Raw genomic sequence first — 20,465 nt, forward strand, 5'->3', positions numbered from 1 at the left:
CGCGGTTCGGAACGTCCGGATCGCGCTCAATTTTATTGCAAAGCAACAGCCCCGGGCCCCATCTAGTTCCCGTGCTGCGCCAATATGAACTTGTTGACCGGGTCCTGAGCTACGACCCCGATGCCGATGAAGCGATGCTCAACCGGGCCTACGTCTTCTCGGTCAATGCGCATGGCAGCCAGAAGCGCGCGAGCGGCGACCCCTATTTCAGCCACCCGATCGAAGTGGCCGGCATCCTCACCGACCTGCACCTCGACGACGAGACGATCGTTACCGCGATCCTGCACGACACGGTCGAGGACACGGTAGCCACGCCCGAGGACATCCAGCGCCTGTTCGGCGACAATGTCGCGCGCATGGTCGACGGCGTCACCAAGCTCTCCAAGATCGAGGCGCAGACCGAGAGCGAGCGCGCCGCCGAGAATCTGCGGAAATTCCTGCTCGCGATGTCGGACGATGTCCGCGTGCTGCTCGTCAAGCTGGCCGACCGGCTGCACAACATGCGCACGCTGGTCCACATCAAGAACCCGGACAAGCGCAAGCGCATCGCCCGCGAGACGATGGAGATCTACGCCCCGCTCGCCGAGCGGATCGGCATGTACGAGTTCATGAAGGAGATGCAGACGCTCGCCTTCCGTGAAGTCGAGCCCGAGGCCTATGAATCGATCACCAAGCGGCTCGACAGCCTCAAGGTCGAGGGCGAGGACCGCATCGCCAAGATCGCCTCGGGCCTGAAGCTGCTCCTGTCGCGCGGCGGCATCGATGCCGAGATCACCGGGCGCGAGAAGCACCCCTATTCGATCTGGAAGAAGATGTCGGAGCGGCACGTGTCGCTCGAGCAGCTCAGCGACATCATGGCCTTCCGCGCGATCGTCGATACCGAGGAGGAATGCTACCGCGCCCTCGGCGTGATCCATCGCCGCTGGCCGATGGTGCCGGGCCGGTTCAAGGATTACATCTCGACGCCGAAGCGCAACGGCTATCGCTCGCTCCACACCAGCATCATCCATGCCGGCGACACGCGCATCGAGATCCAGATCCGCACCCGCGACATGCACGCCCAGGCCGAATATGGCCTCGCGGCGCACTGGGCCTACAAGGCGAGCAACGTCCGGCCCGACACCCAGGTCAGCTGGATCAAGGACCTGATCGAGATCCTGGAGCATGCCGACAGCCCGGAGGAGCTGCTCGAGCATACCCGGATGGCGATGTACCAGGACCGGATCTTCGCCTTCACGCCGAAGGGCGAGCTGATCCAGCTGCCCAAGGGCGCGACGCCGATCGACTTCGCCTATGCCGTCCACTCGAACCTGGGCGACCAGGCGGTGGGTGCCAAGGTCAATGGCCGGGTGGTGCCGCTACGCACCGAGATCGCCCAGGGCGACCAGGTCCAGATCCTGCGCTCCAAGGCGCAGGAGCCCCAGGCCAACTGGCTCAACTTCGCGATTACCGGCAAGGCGCGTGCCGCGATCCGCCGGCACATCCGCCACAAGGAGCGCGAGGAGACGATCGCGTTGGGGCGCAAGCTCTATGACGAGATCGTCGAGCGGCTGCCCACCCCGCCGGGCGAGGCCGCGATCCCCGACGCGCTGCGCCGCCTGAAGCTGCAGGACGAGGCCTCGCTGATGGAGGCGATCGCCCGCCGCCAATTCACCGACGGCCAGGTGATGGAAGCGGTGATGCCGGGCTCGACCGATGGCGAGGACGAGCACGACCTGCCGCCGCAGCAGCATGCGATCGAGATCAAGGGGCTGACGCCGGGCGTCGCCTTCCATTTCTCGGCCGAGTGCCGCCCGGTGCCCGGCGATCGCATCATCGGCATCCGCCGCCCCGGCGAGCCGATCGAGGTCCACCGCATCGACTGCCCGAGCCTCGCCGACACTACCGAGGAAGACTGGGTCGATCTCACCTGGGGCGATAAGGCCGAGGGCGGCATCGCCCAGATCGAGATCACCCTGAAGAACGAGCCCGGCGCGCTGGGCGCGGTCGCCACGCTGATCGGCCAGCAAAAGGCCAACATCCTCGGCCTGCGCATGGACAATCGCGACACGACTTTCCACACCAACACGATGGACCTGGAAGTGCGCAACGCCGCGCACCTGATGCGGCTGCTGGCCGCGCTGCGGGCGGCGGACGTGGTCAGCTCGGCGGAGCGGGCCTAGCCGAAGCACGGGCCATGGCGAGGATCGCCGCCGCTATCGCGCGCGGCTGATCGCGCTGCATGTAGTGGCCGCTGCCCTGGACCACCTGAACCCCGGCATGGGTGAAGCCACGCGCGAACTCCGCTGCATACCCCTCCCATAGCGCCTGCATCATCGCGCCGCCGGGCGCACCCCGCCCGGCCGTGAGGATCGTGACCGGGATGTCGCGGATCGCCCGCAGATCGGCGAGCGCCGCGTCGGTTTCCTCCAGGCCGCGTATCTCCACCCGCTCCGCCGGCGACATCAGCAGCGTCAGCCATTTCGGGATCTGGCACAGGCGCATGCCCTCGGCCTCGCAGCGCCGGGTGAAGCCGGGCAGCCGCGGATCGACGAACACCAGGCCGGCCACTTCGGCGGGATAGGCCTTGGCGAAGCTCAGCGCATAGCTCGCCCCGATCGAATGACTGACCAGCACATAGGGCGCCGGGACATGCGCATCCGCCAGCCGCTGGTGGAGATGCGCCGCGACTTCGGCGCCGGTGCGCCTGCCATCGCCGTCCGAAGGCCAGAGCCGCCCGCTGCCGATCAGCTCGCGCGCCATGCCCCCGCCATAGCCGGCGCGGCTCCAGGCGAAGACCGGCAGGTCGGCGGGCAGGACCGCGCGGAGCGGGCGCCAGGCCTCCGCGCCATCGCCGAGCCCGGCCTCGAGCACGATAGTGGGGCTGGAGCCGGGGCTAGCCCGAGGCGCGACCGCCGCAACGGGCGTCGCGACGAGGCCGAGCGTGGCTGAAGCGAGCAGGACCGCCAGACCGGCGCCGGCAAGGATCTTCCGCATCATCCCGCTCCCGATCAGAAGACGAAGGCGATGCGGGCCGCGACGCCGTCGCTCCGCTCGCCGGGTCCGGTGAAGCTGCGCGCATAGGAAAGGTCGAGCCGCACGACCTTACCCAGCGCGGCCTCCACGCCGCCGCGCAGGGCCATGCCCTGGCCGGCAAGGGTCCACACTTCGGTGCTCGCCGGGTTCGCCAGATTGTCGAGCAGCGTGGAGCCGATGCGGTGCTTGCGGCCGTGCAACTGCTCACGATCGTCGAGCTCGACATAGGGCGTCAGCGCGAAGCCATCCGTGCGCCCTGCCAGCGCGAGGCTCAGCCGGGTTTGGGTATCGAGCGTCACCAGGCCGGCCGATTGCCGCCCATAGCCAAGTGCCAGGCCCGTGGCATTGCCTTCCGCGAACCCGTCGAGCGTGCCGTGCGCATAGTCGAGCCGGCTGCGCGAGGACAGGCGCAGGCCCGGTAGCAGCATCGTGCTTCCCGCCGCCTCGATGCCGACCGCATAGCGTGTACCGCGGGTCTCGCCCGTCGCGACCACGCCCAGCGCATGCGTGTCGCGCGCGAAGCCTTCGACGCGCGGCCGCGCATAGCTGGCGTGCAGCGCCACCCTCGCCCCACCCAGAGTGATGCCGGCCGCGCCCGACACCGACCATTCCCGCATGGTGAACCGGTCCGCGCCCGCACCCCGGGCACGCTGCTCGAGCCAGGCACCGGACAATGCGACGAAGCCATTCGCCCCCAGCCGCCCCTGCACGCCGATCAATCCGCCGCGCTGCCGCAGGTGCAGCCCGGCCTCGGCGTACCGGACCGTACCGAGGAGCGGCGCCGCGAACAGGCCGAACCGGTCGCCGGGCCCGGCCGCCAGCGCGCGCGCCGCATCCGTCTCGCGGGCGATGTCCCGCGCGCCGGTGAACAGCGCGTCCATCGTCCGCGCGGCGCCACGTGCGGCCTCGCCCGATGCGCCGTCGAGCGTGGCGCGATACCAGTCGGCCAGCAGCACATGGCCCTTCGCGGAGAAGTGATTGCTGTCGAAGAAGACGCGCGCGCTCTGCCCGGCCCGGTCCTGCGCGCAGAGCTTGCCCGCATCGGCATCATAGCAGGGCGTGTCGAAACTGGTGAAGCCGAGCGCGAGATAGCCGGTGCGGAGTCGCTCGAAGAACGCCTGCTGGTCGACGAGGATCAGGTTGGTGCCCTGCGCCAGGCGCGGCCGGAGCCTGGCCAGCGACGCGACGAGATCCGTGTTGATGCCGGCGACGAAGCCCCCCATCGCGTCACGCAGGCCGGCCAGCTCGCCCTCGCCAAACAAGGGCAGATATTGCACGGGCTGCACCGTGGCGACGACGATCGTCCGCGCGCCGCGACCGGCCAGGGTCGCGACATGGTCAGTCGCGGCGGAGACGATGTCGGCGCGGATGGCATCGGGGCTGTCGCCCGCGAGCAGGCGAGTCAGGTCGTTGGTGCCTGCGTGCAGGAAGAACCGGTCGCCCCCGCCCACCCGGATCGCGCCCTTGTCCTGCAGGGCGGCGAAGCGCGCGATCTGGCGCGTCACGCCGGTATCGACCGGCAGCGACGGATCGCCCCGATCGGTCATGTGCGCGCCCGAAACGGCGAAGTTGAGCGACCCGTTGAACGACGGCGCGGCCAGCACCGGCATCACGCCGGGCGACAGCCGCTCCGCCCAAACCGGCCCGTTCGAGTCACGGCACAGCCCGCCATCGCAATAATAGGGCGCATTGTCCTCCGCCGAGGTGCCGGCGAGACGCTGGAAATTGCCCTGCTCCAGGTCTGAATCGCCGAAGAAATAGTCGTGCTGGGCATGTGCCGGCTGGGTGGCCAGCGCGATCGCCGCCACGGATGTGAAAGCGAGGAGGGGAAGTCGAGCCATCTGGGTGCAGTCCTTTCGGGTGTTTCGGTCCCCGCGAAATCGCCGCCGCCCGCGGCACTGTCGTCCGGGCCAAGCGGCCCGGTCGTCCGCCAAACGGCCCGGTCGTTGTCGGTGGCAGGAAACTGCGGCAGGACGCCCTCGCCACAATCGAGCGAGCGATGACCGACACGCTATTCACCGCCATGCTGATCGGGATGGGACTGGCCGCCGGGCTCGCGCTGCTGCTGCGCCGGCGCGACCAGCCCAAGCTCGGTGCGGCGCTAACCGCGCTCGCGGCCTTCGAACTGCTCCTCGCCCTCCTGTTGCTGCCCGATACGATCGGCACGGCTCTGCGCCTGGGCGGTGCCGAAGTTCTGGCACTTCCCTTCCTGCCGGGGCTGCTACGCCGCTATATCGACGGCCTCACCGGCGGGCGCGCGAACCCGAGGGACTGGCTCTGGACCGCACTGGCGGGCGCGCTGCTGCTGCCCTTCCTGTCACTGCCGGTCCATGCCCGCGACGCGCTGTTCGCCGGCCGCGACCCCGGTCTCGCGGGAGAGACGCTGCTGTTCGCCCTCGCCTCCGTCGTGGCATTCTGGCTCGCGACGCTGGCGATCACCCTGGTCTCGGCGGTGCAGATTCTCGCGCGGCTGCGGCGGCACCGCGCCCGGCTGGCGGCAGTCTATTCCACCCGAGGCCGGGGCAGCCTTCGCGGCTTCACGGTGATGGCGGCGCTGGTGGGTGCGGTCTTTCTGGGCCAGCTCGCCAACATGATCGCCGCGGGCTTCGGGCACGACCTGCTCAGCGGATGGAGCGAGACGCTGTTCCTGCTGCTCGCCATTCTGGGCTTTGCCTGGCACGGGCTAGTGGTCGAGCCTCCCTTTCCGGACTGGGCGGAAGAGGCCCTGGCCCCCGCCGGGCCCGCGACGCCCGAGGCCTCCCGCCCGGCCTATGCCCGCTCGGGGCTGACCGATGGCGATCTGGACCGCATCCTGGAGCGGCTCGACCGGGTTATGGACGAGCGAAGACTCTGGTCGGATTCGATGCTCACCCTGAAGGAGCTGGCCGACGCGGCGAGCGTGCGCCCCGGCTATCTCAGCCAGGCACTAAACCAGCGGCGGAGAGTGAGCTTCTTCGACTATGTGAACGGCTGGCGCATCGATGCGGCCGCGCACCTGCTCGCCGACACCGACCGGACCGTCCTCGCCATCGCGCAGGATACCGGCTTCAACGCCAAATCGACGTTCAACGCTGCCTTCCGCAAGGCGAAGGGATCGAGCCCCAGCTCCTGGCGCCTCCAAAAAAATGGGGCGAGTCCGACGGGCTTGGGATCCGCCTGACTCGCCCCGACCCTCTCCGACCAAGGAAAGAGGGCCTTTTCCCGAGGGGGAAACCTACCGCGCCGCGCGCGTCGCCTGGTCCATCAGCGCCCTGGCCGTCTTGATCCCGTCGGCCTCGCTGGTCTTGCCCTGCTGGATCTCGTCGGCGATCTCGAGGACGCGGCCGGCGATCACCGTGCCGTGATCGGCTTCCTCGGTGACGCGGATGCCGGCCTTGGCCGCCGCGATGCGGTCCCATTCGGCGCGGATCGCCGCCCAATAGCCCTTGGTCGCCGCCCAATAATCGTCCGCCGCCTTCACGTCGAAGTCGCCGAACCTGGTATAGCTGTTGAGGACATATTCCTGGACGACCGGCGTGTCCTTGCCGTCCATCTTCAGATTATCCTGCCAGTGGATCCAGCCGGCCGGCGCGATCGCGTGGCGGTTGACGCCAAGGTAACGGTCATAGACCGGCCCGCGCACCGCGTCGCGCCGGGCGAGCGGCCGCCAGGTCCGGTTCGATTCCCAGCGCCGGATGCCACCGACATCGGCCCATTTGCCCCAGCCACCATAGCGGGGACTGTCATCGACCTGGTAGACTGTCTGCGACCAGGCGCCCTTGCGCTCGGCGGCGGGCACATCGGCCCAGGTCCAGGCGTCGCGATCCGAATAGACCAGCACCTTGGCCGGCTCGTACTGCCAGTCCTGGCGCCAGTGCTTGATCACCATCTTCTTCCCGTCGCCCATGTCGACCACCAGGAGATGCTGCAGCCGGATCGTCCTGCCGCTGTCCTCGATCACCCGGACGACTTCGTTGCCGCCCGAGACCTTGACCGGGATCGGGGTATAGTCCGCGCGCCAGGAGGTGCTCTCCTGCATGTCGAACTTCACCTTGTAGGTCCCGGCCATGGCGAGGATGTCGGCACGGTCCGCCTCGAAGGCGGACCTGGCCGCCGGCGCCGCGGCGGGAGTCTGGGCAAGCGCCGGCATCGGGGCCAGCAGCGACAGGGCAATCGGAAGAAGGAGCTTCATGATCTTGGTCCTCAGAAGCGGTTAGAAACGATAGCTGATCGAGACCGAGCCGTTACGGCCCGGCTGGGTGTAGGCGTCCCGCACGGCGGAGTTGGCGGCCAGGCCGCGAATGTCCTGCCACAGCCAGTATTTGCGGTCGGTCAGGTTGAACACGCCGCCGCGCACCGTCACGCCGTCGGTCACGCGCACATAGGCGGTGATGTCGAAGGTGACGAAGTCGCCGCCGGTGAAGCAGTTCGGCAAGGCAGTGGCGGTCGCGGCGTAGCAGCTCGATCCGCGCGTCCGGGCGATCTCCTTCTGCCCGCCATAGGTCGCCATCAGCCGGCCGCCGAAGCGCCGGTCGACCGCGTCATAGCCGATGCCGCCCACCACCTTGAGCGGGTCGATCGACTGGAGCGGCAGCTTGGCGCCATTCGTGCCGACCGTGTCGCCATGCGAATAGGACAGCGCCAGCGTGCCGGTCAGCCCCTTGAGCGGGCGCACCTCGGTCCGTGCCTCGAAGCCACGGATCTTCACCCCGCCCAGGTTGCGCCACTGGTAGATCCAGGGATTGGCCGGCGACGGGAAGGGCAGCCCGGTCGTCTCCACCTGGTCGATGAAGTCGTGGTATCGGGCATAGAAGCCGGTCAGGTCGAACGAGACCAGGTCGTTGAAATAGCGCAAGCCGCCTTCGAAGCTCTCGCTGTTCTCCGGCTTCAGGTTCGGATTGGCGATGCTGGTATAGCCGACCGGCGGGTTGGCGAAGAAGTTGTTCACCTGGCTCGGCTCGGGCGCCTTGAAGCCCTGTGCGTAATTGGCGAACAGCCGCGTGCCTTCGGACAGCTTGATCACCGCGCCGATCTTCGGCGAAACGCGCGAGCCGTCCTGGCCCGAGGCGACGAAGGTCGGCAGCAGCGGATCCTTTTCGGGCGTCAGCTTGTACGCATCGAAGCGGAGCGCCGGATAGAGCGTGACCGGCCCGAACGCGATCTCCCCGGCGGCGACCAGGCCGGCCAGCATATAGTCGGTCTCGGGGAAGGCGCGGGTCGGGAAGGTCTCGCCGGCCGGCGGCGTCACGCCGTCGCGCAGGCCCTTCTGGTTGGTCCAGCTGATGTCGCCGGCCAGCGTCAGCTTGGCACGCAGCCCGGTCTCGTCGCCCAAACTGAAGCGGACTTCGCCCGAGGCGCCATAGACGCGGTTCTCGAAGGTATTGAGCCGTTCGCGATCGGCGACGGGGCTGCGGTCCTCGTCGGTGAACTGGCGATCCTTGCTGTTCTGCCAATAGCCGCTCAGCCGCGCGAACTCGAGCGTGCCTTCGCCGCTCCAAGTCCAGTCACCGGCGATGCGACCGCGCTTGCTGGTGTCGCGCGCCTGGAGCAGGTCGATCGTCGTGCCGGTGGCCGGAAGCGGGGTCAGGCCGGTCAGCACATTGGTGTCGAGGCGGCTGTCGACATATTCTCCGGTGATCCGGAAGCGGTTGTGCGCATCGGGCTCCCAGACGAGCCGGCCGAGCGCGGCGTTCGAATGACCGTCCTGCGGGTTGGGCTCGGTACGGGCGGTGCCGATGCCGCCGGTCGTCGCCTTATTGTCGAGCTCGTGATAGTCGCGGCGGGTATAGGCGACCATTGCCGAGAGGTCGCCGAAGCGGCCGGCAAGGATGCCGGTCTCGGAGAATTCATTGTCCGCCGAGCTGTAGGCGGCGCGGGCCAGCCCGCCGACCTTCTTGCCGTCGCGCAGGAAATCGGACGGATCACTGGTGGTGAAGCTCACCGCGCCGGCCAGGCCGTCGCTGCCGTACAGCGCGGAGGCCGGGCCGCGCAGGATCTCGACCGACTTGACCAGGCCCAGGTCGACATAGTCGCCGCGCCCGGTCGACTGGGCGCCGAAGCTGAAGCCGTCGGGCACGCGCACGCCGTCCACCTGGATCAGCACGCGGTTGCCGCCGATGCCGCGGATCACGAAGCCTTCATTGCCGGCGCGGCCGGTGGTGCCCAGCGCCGCACCGAAGCGGGTCGGCCCGCGCGGCACGCTGATGCCCGGTTCGTAACGGACCAGGTCCTTGATGTCGGTGGTCAGCTCATCCGCCATCTTCCGCTCGTCGATCACGGTGACGGTGGCGGGCACTTCCTTGACGTCGGCCGGGATGCGCGTGGCGGTGACGGTGATCGTCGAGTCCTGCTGCTCGGCGCCCTTCTTGTCCTGGGCCTGCGCCGGCAATGCGACGGCCAATGCCCAAAGACTGATCCCACCCCCCAAAACCCCGCGCATGCCTTGAAACCCTTTCTGCTAATGCAAGTGATTCTCAATCGCTCTTGGCGTTAGACGTCGAAGGCGCGCAGCGTCAACCCCGTAACGAGATGCAAAAGAGGGCGACGCGGATGTGGGGAGCGGAATCATCCAGCCGCTCGACGGCGGCCCGTCGCGGCGTTAAGGCATCCGGTCATGCAGAAGCGCCCGCAACTTTCCGTCGTCATCCCCTGCTACAATGAAGAGCAGTGCCTCGAGATGCTGCACAGCCGCGTCTCCGGCGCTGCGCGCGCGGCGGTGGGCGACGATTACGAGATCGTGCTGATCAACGACGGCTCGCGCGACAAGAGCTGGGAAGTCATGCAGCGCCTGTCGGCCGCCGATCCCCGCCTCGTCGCGATCAACCTGTCGCGCAACCATGGCCACCAGCTCGCGCTCACCGCCGGGCTCGACCTGTGTTCGGGCGACGAGATCCTGATCATCGACGCCGATCTGCAGGACCCGCCCGAACTGCTGACCGACATGCGCGCCGCGATGCGCAGCCAGGGCGCCGATGTGGTCTATGCGGTGCGCCGCAAGCGCGACGGCGAGACGATCTTCAAGAAGATCACCGCCGCCTTCTTCTACCGCATGCTCGACAAGATCACCGACACGCCGATCCCGCTCGACACCGGCGACTTCCGCCTGATGACGCGGCGGGCGCTCGATGCGTTCCTGTCGCTGCCCGAGCAGGCGCGCTTCATCCGGGGCATGGTCGCCTGGGTCGGCTTCAAGCAGGTGCCCTTCCCCTATGACCGGCACGAGCGCCATGCCGGCGAGACCAAGTACCCGCTCGGCAAGATGATCCGCTTCGCCCTCGACGCGATCACCGGCTTCTCGACGGCACCGCTGCGCTTCGCCAGCCATGTCGGCCTGGTGCTGACCGGCCTGTCGGCGCTGCTGGTGCTCTACATCGTCGCCGGCTGGCTGATGGGCGCGGCGATCCCCGGCTGGACCTCGCTGATGCTGGTCGTGGTGGTGCTGGGCGCGGTGCAGATGTTCGTGCTCGGCATGATCGGCGAGTATCTCGGCCGGCTCTATGTCGAGTCCAAGCGCCGCCCGCTCTACATCGTGGCGGACGTGGCGGGCCCGGTGATGGGCCATGCCTCGCTCGGCTATCGCTACGCCGATTCAGGCGAAGTCAGCGTCTCGCCGGTCACGCCGCGCGAAGTCTGACCTTCTCAACCGTCATCCCGGCGAAAGCCGGGATCTCGCGCGGCTCTATTCCCGCCTTCGCCTGAAACCCCGGCTTTCGCCGGGGCGACGTTCAGTGGCTATTTCGGCTCGGCCAGCACGATGATCGACAGGCCCGGCGGCATCGGCAGCCGGCCGAGCAGGTGGCGCTCGATCCCGAACACCGCCTCGAACGCCGCGTTGAGCGGCTTGGGCGGCGGCGAATCGTCGCTGTCGTCCTTGCCGGTCAGCTTGCCGACGAAGCGCGCCGCCACGGCGACCGGGAACAGCAGCGAGTTGAACCAGCGCAGCTTGCGCCAGCCCAGCCCCGCCTCTTGCAGCGAGGCGACCAGCGAGCCCTTGGAATAGCGGCGCTTGTGGTGGTTCACCACGTCGTGCGCGCTCCACATCCACTGGTGCGCCGGTACGGTGATCAGGATCTTGCCGCCCGGCTTGAGCACACGCGCGATCGCCTTCAGCGCCGCGACATCGTCCTCGACATGCTCGATCACGTCGAGCACCGCGACCATGTCGTAGCTGGCGTCCTCGACACCCGAGAGCTCGGGCAAGGGCGAGGAGCCGACCTTCTTGCCCAGCCGTTCGCTCGCCTTGGCGGCGGCGGTCTCGTCGATCTCGATCGCGTCGATCTCGCCGAACTGGGCGAGCATCGGCAGGTTGTGGCCGGTGCCGCAGCCAATCTCGAGGATGCGCGCGCCGGCGGGAATCGCGCCATAGCGCGTCAGATAGTCAGAAAGGATCTCGCGGCGGGCGCGATACCACCAATGGGTGGTGTCATGCGCGGCCATGCGCTCGTAGACGATGCGGTCCATCTTATTTGAACACCAGATAACGGTTGAGCGCGAAAGTGATGACGGGCGTCACGAAGACGACGGGGAGCAACGGCACCCAGGTCGGCTGGTGCAACGGGCCGGTGAAGACCCAGGTGAAGGTGGCGTTCATCGCCATGCCGACCGACTGGACCGCGACGAACTTGGACTGGGTGCCCACCCCGCCCTCGGCCTCGTGCCCCTTGAAGCTCCAGCGGCTGTGGAAGACATAGCCGAACACGACCGCGACCAGGAATCCCGCGATCGAGGCGAGCACCGGCGGGATCGCATAGGTGGCGAGCGGCCAGTAGACCACGGCATAGACGAAGGTCGACGCCAGTCCGACAATGCCGAAGCGGACGAGCTGTCCCAGCACGCCATTCGCCCACATCTCTTCAAATCGCTTGAGTACCGCTGTCACTATCGCTTGCCCAGGAACCGAACGCGGCCCTAATGCCTGCATCAATGCGAGGGAAGCGATTTTGAAGCCGAACGTGCCGGGCGGGTTCCGCCCCGACAGGGAACTGGACCGCAACTGGCTGCGCTGGATGGCGCTGTTCTGGCTCTGCGTGGTGGTCTGGTTCCTCTATGATCGCCAGGGCAACATCTACTGGCTGCTCCTCGGCGACACCGACGACAATATGCGGCTTATGCAGGTCCGCGCCTGGCTGGCGGGGCAGGGCTGGTACGATCTCAGGCAATATCGCCTCGATCCCGCGCTGGGCGGCGCCGACATCCACTGGTCGCGCCTGGTCGACCTGCCGCTCGCCGGGTTGATCCTCGCCTTCAAGCCGTTCGTCGGCATCGCCACGGCCGAGCGCTGGGCGTGCGGCCTCGCCCCGCTCTTGCCCCTTTCGGTGGCGATGGCCGGGCTGTCGCTCGCCGTGCGCCGGCTGATCGCACCCTGGGCCTGGCCCGTGGCGCTGGTCGTGCTGCTCGGCTGCACCTCGACCATGTCGATGTACGCGCCGATGCGGATCGACCATCATGGCTGGCAGCTCGCCTTCCTCGCGCTCACCGTCGCCGGCCTGGCGGACCCGAAGCGCGCGCGCGGCGGCGCCACCGTCGGCCTCGCCAGCGCCGCCTCGCTCACCATCGGGCTGGAGATGCTCCCCTATTGCGCGATGGCCGGGGCGATCATCGCGCTGCGCTGGATCTGGGACCGCGGCGACGTCCGCCGCATGCAGGTCTATGCGCTGACGCTCGGCGGCGGATCGGCCTTCGGCTTCGCGGTCTTCGCCTCCGACGCCAACCAGGTGCTGCGCTGCGACGCGCTGACCCCCGTCTGGCTGAGCGTGATGATCGCCGCCGGCGCATTGCTGTTCGGCCTGTCGCTGCTCAACCCGGCCAATCGCTGGGTCCGCCTCGCCCTCGCCGCGCTGGCGGGCGGTGTTATCGTCGTCGGCTTCGCCCTGCTCTTCCCGCAATGCCTGGGCCGCCCGGAACAGGTTTCGGACGAGCTCGCCAACACCTGGCTCAACAATGTCCGCGAGGCGCGACCGATCTACAAGCACGCCTTCAAGACCGCCTTCCCGATGGCCGTCCTGCCGGTGATCGGCGTGCTCGGCGCGCTCTTCGCCACCTGGCGCGCGCGCCGCAGCGAGGCGCTGGTCGGCTGGGCGGCGGTGGCGCTGTTCACCGCGTTCGCCAGCGCGATGCTGCTCTGGCAGGTCCGCGCCGCGCCCGCCGCGCAGCTGCTCGCGGTGCCGGGCTCGGCCGCGCTGCTGGTCGTCGTCGTGCCCTGGTTCCTCGGCCTGCGCGCGCCCTTCGCCCGCTGGATCGGCGAGGTCCCCGCGATGGTCCTGGGCGTCGTCCTCCGCGTCTTCGGCACGGTTGCCGCCTTCCTGCTGCTCTCGGGCCTGTGGGCCGGGCTGGTCGTGCCCTGGTTCTCGGCCGACAAGGGCGCGAAGCCCGGCAAGCCCGCCCCGCCCGACCGGGTCGCCGCCGCCAATGCCGCCTGCGCGCGGCTGAGCAACCTGCGGATGCTCAACGACATCCCGGCCGCGACGATCTTCACCCATGTCGATCTCGGGCCGCGGCTGATCGTCACCACGCATCACAGCGCGATCGCCGGCCCCTATCACCGCAACGGCCGCGCGATCCTCGACGTCCACCACGCCTTCACCTGGGCGACCCCGAACTTCCGCCCGATCGCCAAGGCGCACGGCGCGCAATATCTGCTGATCTGCCCGAACATGTCGGAGACGACGCTCTACCGCGCGCGCGGCCCGAACGGCTTCTATGCGCAGCTGGTCAAGGGCCAGGTTCCGAACTGGCTCGAGCCGGTGAAGCTGCGCGAGGTCCGCCCGGGGGCGCCGCTCCCATTCCAGCTGTGGAAGATCCGCTACGACCTGCCGGATGCCCCGACGCCGGCACCGACGAAGCGCTGATCCCTCTTCCCCCTCTCCCGCAAGCGGAGAGGGGGAGAAGCTCAGTGCCCGCTCACCGCACGCCCGGCGACGAGCGCGGCGCTGATCCCGTCGATCACGAACTGCACCGCCAGCGCGCCCAGCAGCACGCCGAGCAGCCGCGACACCACCGCCTCGATCTTGGCGCCGACCACCCGCATCAACGGACCCGCGGCGAGCAACGCCAGCAAGGTCAGCACCAGGATCGCCGCCATCGCCGCGAGCACCACGGCGGTGCGCTCGATGCCGTTGTTCTGCGACATCAGCAGCATGGTCGAGGCGATCGAGCCCGGCCCGGCGATCATCGGCATCGCCATCGGGAAGATCGAGATGTCGGTCGGCTCCTCGGCCTTGATCTTCTCGGCCCGGTCCTCGCGCCGCTCGGTGCGCTTCTCGAACACCATCTCGAGCGCGATCAGGAACAGCATGATGCCGCCGGCGATCTTGAAGGCATTGAGGCTGATGCCCAGCGCGCGCAGCAGCGCCTCGCCGAACAGCGCGAAGCCGAACAGGATGATCGCGGCGACGATCACCGCCCGCAGCGCCATCGCGCGCCGATGCGCCACGCTCGTCCCCGCGGTCAGCCCCGCGAAGATCGGCGCGCAGCCCGGCGGATCGATCACCACGAAGAAGGTGATGAAGGTGGAGATGAAGAGCTCGATCATTTGGCGGGCGCTGCGATGTCGTCGGTCAGGACGGAGGTATCTGCCTCGCCGTTCCAGATCGAGGCGTTGAAGTGCCGCGCGCCGTCAGGCGTAACGTGCCAGTACCAGCTGATCGTTGCATCGGGAGACTCGCCATAACCGACCTTCGCATCGGCGGGTGCGGCAATCGATGCGATGCTCTCCCCGTCGGGTCCGCAGGTCGCCCGTACGACGATCGGCTCGGCCGGTCGCGGTCGTGCCTCCTTCAGGGCGTCCCCGCCATCGACGATCCACTTCCAGCTGCCGTCCGTTTCCTTGCGCCACACCGTGCTGAAATAACCCACCGACCCGTCCGGCCGCTTCCAGCCACCGGTATTCACCGCCAGCTTGCCGTCGCACGAGACATAGCTCGCCGTCGGCCACCATTCGACCGACTTGGGCGGGTCCTTGCGATCCTTGAGCCAATCCTGCGCCTTCACCGGCTGCGGCACGAACATCGTCGCATCGCTCGCGGCGAATTCGCGAAACGCCGTCCACTGCCCCTTGGCCTGCGCAGCGGCATTGAACGCGCGCTCGGCATCCACCGCGGTCTGCGGCGCGGCGGCCTGGAGGATCAGCGCGGCCAGGATCATATCGTGCCCTTCTCCAGCGGAATCCCGGCAGCGCGGTGCGCGGCCACCAGCGTGTTGCGCAGCAGGCAGGCGATGGTCATCGGCCCGACGCCGCCCGGCACCGGCGTGATCGCGCCCGCCACGCTCGCCGCACTTTCGAAATCGACATCGCCGACAAGGCCAGCGTCGGTGCGGTTGATGCCGACGTCGATCACGGTCGCGCCCGGCTTCAGCCACTCGCCCTTGACGAAATGGGGAATCCCAACCGCCGCCACGACGATGTCGGCATGCTTCAGATAATGCGGCAGGTTGCGTGTCCGGGAATGGACCAGGGTCACCGTCGCGCTCGCCTTGGTCAGCAGCGCGGCCATCGGCTTGCCGACGATATTCGAGCGCCCGATCACCACCGCGTCGAGCCCGGTCAGATCGCCCAGCCGGTCCTCGAGCAGCATCAGGCAACCGAGCGGGGTGCAGGGCACGAAGCCCTCCATGCCGGTGGCGAGGCGCCCGGCATTGACCGGATGGAAGCCGTCCACGTCCTTGTCCGGATCGATCCGCAGCAGCACCGCCCGCTCGTCGATATGCTTCGGCAGCGGCAGCTGGACCAGGATGCCGTCGACTTCGGGATCGGCATTGAGCTTGTCGACCAGCGCGATCAGCGTCGCCTGAGTAGTGTCCGCACCGAGCTTGTGCTCGAAGCTCTCCATCCCCGCCTCGCGGGTCTGCTTGCCCTTGGAGCGGACATAGACCGCACTGGCCGGATCCTCGCCGACCAATACCACGGCCAGCCCGGGCGCGCGGCCCGTCTTTGCCTGGAAAGCGGGAACCAGTTCCGCCACGCGGGCGCGCAGGCCCGCGGCGAACGCCTTGCCGTCGATGATGTCAGCCGTCATGCGCCCCGCCATAGAGACGTTGGGCCCGTTCTTCCAGCGCTGTGGGGTCGCCGGTTACACGAAGTCGCTTGAGCCGCGCGGTATCGCCCGCGATCAGGCTGACGGCACGCTTCGGCACGCCAAAGGCCCCCGCCACCAGCGGGACGAGCGCGGCATTGGCCGCGCCCTCCACCGGCGGCGCGGCGAGCCGGGCGGCGAAATGCTCGTCGGTGCCCGCCGCGAAGGCATCCCGCGACGCGCGCGGGGTCACGCGGACAGCGATCTCTATCCCGTCCGCGATACGCCGCCAGGCGGGCACGCCAGCGTCAGTATACCGCGCCGGCGAGCTGCGCGATCGCCCAGTTGAGGACAAAGTCCTTGACGATGATGATCAGCAACAGCGCGACCAGCGGGCTCAGGTCGAGCGCGCCGAAATCGGGCATGATCCGCCGGATCGGCCGGTAGATCGGCTTGGTGATCGCCTCCAGCGTCTGCCACACCGAGCGGACGAAGTCGTTGTAGGTGTTGATCACGTTGAACACGATCAGCCAGGACAGGATCGCCTGGATGATGATGATCCAGCTGAGCACCCACAGCAGATACTGCGCGACCTGCAGGAGCATGATGAGGAAGGACAAGGCGATCTCCGAGAAAGGTTGCGCGAGAACTTAAGCAAGGCCGCGCCCGTCAACAACCCCGGCATCGCCGGTCGCTTGCCGGATCAGGCGTGGACCAGCGTGCCCGCGCCGCGCCGGGTGAAGATCTCGAGCAGCATCGCGTGCGGGATGCGCCCGTCGAGGATCACCGCGGCATCGACGCCCTGCTCCACCGCGTGGACGCAGGTCTCGACCTTGGGGATCATGCCGCCCTTGATCGTGCCGTCGGCCTTGAGCGCTTCTATCCGGGCCCGGTCCAGATCGGTGAGCAGCTCGCCCTGCTTGTCGAGCACGCCGGCCACATCGGTCAGCAGGAAGAAGCGCGAGGCGCCGGTTGCGCTGGCGATCGCGCCGGCCATGGTGTCGGCATTGATGTTGTAGGTGTGCCCGTCCGCGCCCAGCGCGATCGGCGCGACCACCGGGATGAAGTCCTTCTCGGCCAGCGAATGGAGGATCGCCGGGTTCACCGCCACCGGTTCGCCGACGAAGCCCAGGTCGACATGGCGCTCGATGCCCTGGAGCGGATCGGCCTCGCGGCCGGTCACCTTCTCGGCGGTGACCAGGCCCGCGTCCTTGCCCGAGATGCCGACGGCGCGGCCGCCTGCGGCGCCGATCCAGCTGACGATCTCCTTGTTGATCGATCCGGCCAGGACCATCTCGGCGATGCGCGCGGTCTCGGCATCGGTGACGCGCAGGCCGCCGACGAAGTTCGATTCGACGCCCAGGCGCTTCAGCATCGCGCCGATCTGCGGGCCGCCGCCATGGACGACGATCGGGTTGATGCCCACTGCCTTGAGCAGCACCACGTCCTCGGCGAAGTCGCGCTGCAGCTCGGGATCGCCCATCGCGTGGCCGCCATATTTGACGACGAAGGTCGCGCCGGCATAGCGCTGCAGATAGGGCAGCGCCTCGACGAGCGTTTCGGCCTTGGCGAGCAGCGCGGGATCGGGGGCATTGGTCATGGCGGCCCCATAGGGCCAGAGGGGCGCCCCCGCAACTTTCAGCGGAAGACGGCCCTGGCGCGGTAGGTGGCGAGCCAGTTGGTCGAGCCGCGGCACTCGCTCATCACGCGCGCCTCGGTCAGCCGGAAGCGCCTGCCGTCCCACACATAGGTTTCGCTGCTGCCGCAATCGCCGACGCCCCGCCCCTTGTTGTGGGTCGAGAGCATGCCGTTGTCGAAGCTGGCGTTGACCAGCACGCCGTCGCTGCCGTCGAGATCGGCGCGCACCGCCTTGCCGCCGGCGACGATGAAGGCGACGCTGCTGAAGTTGTAGGCGCCCGAACCACAGGGCAGCAGCGCCAGCGTCTTGCCGCCGCCGAGCGCATAGGTGTCGACTTCGGGCACGCTGCCGACGCCGCCATCGAGCCCGTCGCACTCGCTCTGCTTCTCCATGCCCGCGCGCATCGCCCTGGAGACGGTGGCAGCCTTGCCCGAGGGCCGGAGCCCGACGATCTGCTCGGGCGGCCTGGCGGCGGGCACGGCGCTGGCGGACCTGGCGCCCCTGGCGACCAGCGCCGTCACCGTCCCGGCGCGGCCCTGGTTCGCATCGATATGGCGCAGCGAGGCCGAGGATCCGGCCAGCGAGATGCGCGCCACCGGCTTGCCGGTACCGTCGACCAGCGCCAGCACCTTGCCATTGGGCATGGCCGCGGCGATCCGGGAAGCGTCGGCGCCGCGGAAGGTCAGGCTTTCGTCGCTGATGGTGCCGGTCGCGACCACCGCATCGTCGATCCTGATCGAGGCCTTGCCCTTCAGGGCGCCGGACGGCCAGACCTCGACGGTGAGCGCGCCCGCCGGTCCGGCCTCGCGCGACAGCGACATGGTGGCTTCATAGGCGGAATCGTCCGCCGGCGCCGTGTCATCATTGGGGAAGAGCGAGGTCATCTCGCAGCGGTGCAGATTGTCGCAGGCTACCACCCAGTCGCCGTAGAGTTTCTCGGGATCGTCTTGCGGGACCGGCGCGGCGAGGAGGAAGGCGAGGAGCAGCATGGCGCCGAGCCTAGCCGATCCGCCTTCGAATCGATAGGAGCGGCGCCAAAGGAGAGATGATGATGAAGACGGTTGGCGTGATCGGTGCGGGGCAGATGGGCGCGGGCATTGCGCAGGTCTCGGCCCAGGCGGGCTATGCGGTGTTGCTCTCCGACGTCGATCAGGCGCGCGCCGAGGCCGGCAAGGCGGGGATCGCGAAGCAGCTCGCCCGCGCGGTCGAGAAGGAGAAGATCAGTGCGGCCGATGCCGAGGCGGCGCTGGGCCGCATCACTTGTGTCGGCGGTACCGACAGTTTCGCGCCCTGCGACCTGGTGATCGAGGCGGCGACCGAGCGGGAGGCGATCAAGCGCCAGATCTTCGAGAGCGTCGGCAAGGTGCTGGGCGCCGAGGCGATCCTGGCGAGCAACACCTCGTCGATCCCGATCACCCGCCTCGCCCAGGCCTCGCCCGATCCGGCGCGCTTCATGGGCGTGCACTTCTTCAATCCGGTGCCGGTGATGGGCCTGATCGAGCTGATCCGCGGCCTTGCCACTTCCGACGCCACCGTCGCCGCGGTCGAGAAGTTCGGCCAGTCGCTGGGCAAGCGCATCGTCCATGCCAATGACGCGCCGGGCTTCATCGTCAACCGCGTGCTGATGCCGATGCTCAACGAGGCCTGCTTCGCGCTGGGCGAAGGCGTGGCGACGATCCCGGACATCGACGCCGCATGCCAGCTGGGCCTCAACCATCCGATGGGGCCGTTCACCCTGGCCGACTTCATCGGGCTCGACACCTGTCTCGAGATCACCCGCGTGCTGTTCGAGGGCACCGGCGATCCCAAGTTCCGCCCGGCGCCGCTGCTGGTGAAATATGTCGAGGCCGGCTGGTACGGCCGCAAGACCAAGCGCGGCTTCTACGACTATTCGGGCGCGGAGCCGGTGCCGACGCGCTAGGCGCCGGCCTCCGCCTCCGCCTGGGTCAGCTCGGCCTGGCGGTCGAGCGCCCATCTGGCCAGCGTGTCGAACGGGATCGCCGCGAGAAAGGCGATCCCGGCACGGCCGTCATGCGCCCAGCGCACCACGCCGCGGCGGGCTTCCAGCCCGTGCACGCTCACCGTCACCTCATCGCCTTCCCGCAGGAAATCAGCCTCGACCTTCACCCCGCCCTGGGACACGTCGACCAGGGTGACGCTCACCCGCAGTCCCTCGGCGACCAGGCTCACCGGGCAGGCGATGCGCAGCCGCGGCATGCGCTGGGTCAGCCCGGGATCGCCGTGCACCGGCGCATGCAGCACCTCGAGCACGTCGATCTTCTCGTCGAACTGCACGCCGACCATGCCGTCATCCGACCAGGCGACATGCCCGGCGATCTCGTTGCCCGAGCGGATCTCGACCGTCACCGGCTCGCCGGGGGAGAGGCTCGTATGGAGCTTCCCCATCAGCCCGCCGGGCGAGATATTGCGGATCAGGCAGAGCGCCTCATAACCGTCCCATCGCAGCATCGCGGACCGATAGACCGAGATCTTCGAACGATCGTCGCTTCTACGGTCCATGGTCGGCACTTCGGGCTGGAAGGAGATTTCGGTGCGGGAGATGTTCGCCTCCAACGGCTTGTCTGTTGTGACCCGCGGCGAATATGCGTCCACCTGATGTCTGGAACGTTTCGATGCGGAAACGATCCTCGGCAGGGATTGGCTAGGCGCCACTCCGCCGATACCGGGCGGATGAAAGGCGAGCTGCAGGCAGTCCCGCACCCGGCCAAGCGCTTCCTCGCCGGGTGTCGGCGGCGGCCGGCGCAGGATGCGGAGCGGACGCGCGTCCGGACCGGTGGCGATGAAATTGGTCACGCATTACT

The 20,465-nt window shown here is 68.5% G+C and carries 19 protein-coding genes; 5 read left to right on the plus strand and 14 right to left on the minus strand.

Features of this window, described 5'->3' with window-relative positions:
* Positions 1 to 71 precede the first annotated feature (71 nt).
* Positions 72 to 2,162, plus strand: coding sequence for a RelA/SpoT family protein (locus tag GGR46_RS22545; RefSeq protein ID WP_184000321.1), 2,091 nt, complete (start codon positions 72 to 74; stop codon positions 2,160 to 2,162).
* Here the strand turns inward: GGR46_RS22545 and GGR46_RS22550 are convergent.
* Both GGR46_RS22550 and GGR46_RS22555 read right to left on the minus strand, forming a co-directional pair.
* Positions 2,140 to 2,976 (minus strand): alpha/beta fold hydrolase, encoded by an 837-nt coding sequence (locus GGR46_RS22550; RefSeq protein ID WP_184000322.1) that lies wholly within the window; start codon positions 2,974 to 2,976, stop codon positions 2,140 to 2,142. The two genes, GGR46_RS22545 and GGR46_RS22550, sit on opposite strands and share 23 nt — an antisense overlap.
* Before the next feature lie 14 nt (positions 2,977 to 2,990).
* Positions 2,991 to 4,856 carry an SGNH/GDSL hydrolase family protein gene (locus tag GGR46_RS22555; protein ID WP_184000323.1) on the minus strand — a complete coding sequence of 622 codons (1,866 nt, stop codon included), beginning with the start codon at positions 4,854 to 4,856 and terminating at the stop codon, positions 2,991 to 2,993.
* Positions 4,857 to 5,014: 158 nt separating this feature from the next.
* On the opposite strand from GGR46_RS22555, the gene GGR46_RS22560 reads away from it, so the two are divergent.
* Positions 5,015 to 6,175 (plus strand): helix-turn-helix domain-containing protein, encoded by a 1,161-nt coding sequence (locus GGR46_RS22560; protein ID WP_184000324.1) that lies wholly within the window; start codon positions 5,015 to 5,017, stop codon positions 6,173 to 6,175.
* A 54-nt stretch (positions 6,176 to 6,229) separates the two neighbouring features.
* On the opposite strand, the gene GGR46_RS22565 is transcribed toward GGR46_RS22560, so the two are convergent.
* Together GGR46_RS22565 and GGR46_RS22570 are read right to left on the minus strand one after the other, a co-directional pair.
* Positions 6,230 to 7,186: a DUF6607 family protein gene (locus tag GGR46_RS22565; protein WP_184000325.1), complete on the minus strand. Its 957-nt coding sequence runs from the start codon at positions 7,184 to 7,186 to the stop codon at positions 6,230 to 6,232.
* 21 nt (positions 7,187 to 7,207) lie between these two features.
* Positions 7,208 to 9,394 carry a TonB-dependent hemoglobin/transferrin/lactoferrin family receptor gene (locus GGR46_RS22570; protein ID WP_246426310.1) on the minus strand — a complete coding sequence of 729 codons (2,187 nt, stop codon included), beginning with the start codon at positions 9,392 to 9,394 and terminating at the stop codon, positions 7,208 to 7,210.
* A 213-nt stretch (positions 9,395 to 9,607) separates the two neighbouring features.
* On the opposite strand from GGR46_RS22570, the gene GGR46_RS22575 reads away from it, so the two are divergent.
* Positions 9,608 to 10,627 (plus strand): glycosyltransferase family 2 protein, encoded by a 1,020-nt coding sequence (locus tag GGR46_RS22575; RefSeq protein WP_184000327.1) that lies wholly within the window; start codon positions 9,608 to 9,610, stop codon positions 10,625 to 10,627.
* Between the two features lie 98 nt (positions 10,628 to 10,725).
* On the opposite strand, the gene GGR46_RS22580 is transcribed toward GGR46_RS22575, so the two are convergent.
* Together GGR46_RS22580 and GGR46_RS22585 are read right to left on the minus strand one after the other, a co-directional pair.
* On the minus strand, positions 10,726 to 11,454 hold the full coding sequence (locus GGR46_RS22580) for a class I SAM-dependent methyltransferase (RefSeq protein ID WP_184000328.1): 729 nt from the start codon (positions 11,452 to 11,454) through the stop codon (positions 10,726 to 10,728).
* Between the two features lies 1 nt (position 11,455).
* A complete protein-coding gene (locus tag GGR46_RS22585; protein WP_343058311.1) occupies positions 11,456 to 11,827 on the minus strand; it encodes a GtrA family protein in 372 nt (123 codons plus the stop codon).
* 172 nt (positions 11,828 to 11,999) lie between these two features.
* On the opposite strand from GGR46_RS22585, the gene GGR46_RS22590 reads away from it, so the two are divergent.
* Positions 12,000 to 13,841, plus strand: a complete 1,842-nt coding sequence (locus GGR46_RS22590) for an AcrB/AcrD/AcrF family protein (RefSeq protein ID WP_184000423.1) — start codon at positions 12,000 to 12,002, stop codon at positions 13,839 to 13,841.
* 41 nt (positions 13,842 to 13,882) lie between these two features.
* Here the strand turns inward: GGR46_RS22590 and GGR46_RS22595 are convergent, their stop codons facing one another.
* From GGR46_RS22595 to GGR46_RS22625, 7 genes are all read right to left on the minus strand, one after another.
* Positions 13,883 to 14,524 (minus strand): MarC family protein, encoded by a 642-nt coding sequence (locus GGR46_RS22595; RefSeq protein ID WP_184000329.1) that lies wholly within the window; start codon positions 14,522 to 14,524, stop codon positions 13,883 to 13,885.
* Entirely contained in the window at positions 14,521 to 15,135 is a 615-nt protein-coding gene (locus tag GGR46_RS22600) for a Cif family virulence factor (RefSeq protein ID WP_221262961.1), read from the minus strand. Before GGR46_RS22600 ends, GGR46_RS22595 begins: the two co-directional genes overlap by 4 nt.
* The gene (folD, locus tag GGR46_RS22605; RefSeq protein WP_184000330.1) at positions 15,132 to 16,007 is read right to left on the minus strand and encodes a bifunctional methylenetetrahydrofolate dehydrogenase/methenyltetrahydrofolate cyclohydrolase FolD; all 876 of its coding nucleotides are present in this window, start codon (positions 16,005 to 16,007) and stop codon (positions 15,132 to 15,134) included. The genes GGR46_RS22600 and folD overlap by 4 nt, the downstream gene beginning before the upstream one ends.
* Entirely contained in the window at positions 15,997 to 16,305 is a 309-nt protein-coding gene (locus tag GGR46_RS22610) for a DUF167 family protein (protein WP_184000331.1), read from the minus strand. The genes folD and GGR46_RS22610 overlap by 11 nt, the downstream gene beginning before the upstream one ends.
* 7 nt (positions 16,306 to 16,312) lie before the next feature.
* The gene (locus GGR46_RS22615) at positions 16,313 to 16,624 is read right to left on the minus strand and encodes a YggT family protein (RefSeq protein ID WP_343058312.1); all 312 of its coding nucleotides are present in this window, start codon (positions 16,622 to 16,624) and stop codon (positions 16,313 to 16,315) included.
* Between the two features lie 83 nt (positions 16,625 to 16,707).
* Positions 16,708 to 17,604, minus strand: a complete 897-nt coding sequence (gene argB / locus GGR46_RS22620) for an acetylglutamate kinase (protein WP_184000332.1) — start codon at positions 17,602 to 17,604, stop codon at positions 16,708 to 16,710.
* Positions 17,605 to 17,642: 38 nt separating this feature from the next.
* Positions 17,643 to 18,632, minus strand: a complete 990-nt coding sequence (locus GGR46_RS22625; protein ID WP_184000333.1) for a DUF1176 domain-containing protein — start codon at positions 18,630 to 18,632, stop codon at positions 17,643 to 17,645.
* 62 nt (positions 18,633 to 18,694) lie between these two features.
* On the opposite strand from GGR46_RS22625, the gene GGR46_RS22630 reads away from it, so the two are divergent.
* Positions 18,695 to 19,564, plus strand: a complete 870-nt coding sequence (locus GGR46_RS22630) for a 3-hydroxyacyl-CoA dehydrogenase NAD-binding domain-containing protein (RefSeq protein WP_184000426.1) — start codon at positions 18,695 to 18,697, stop codon at positions 19,562 to 19,564.
* On the opposite strand, the gene GGR46_RS25605 is transcribed toward GGR46_RS22630, so the two are convergent.
* The gene (locus tag GGR46_RS25605; RefSeq protein ID WP_184000334.1) at positions 19,561 to 20,457 is read right to left on the minus strand and encodes a PilZ domain-containing protein; all 897 of its coding nucleotides are present in this window, start codon (positions 20,455 to 20,457) and stop codon (positions 19,561 to 19,563) included. The genes GGR46_RS22630 and GGR46_RS25605 overlap by 4 nt on opposite strands.
* Positions 20,458 to 20,465 lie beyond the last annotated feature (8 nt).

The organism is Sphingomonas kyeonggiensis, assembly GCF_014196745.1.
GTDB classification, from domain to species: Bacteria; Pseudomonadota; Alphaproteobacteria; order Sphingomonadales; family Sphingomonadaceae; genus Sphingomonas; species Sphingomonas kyeonggiensis.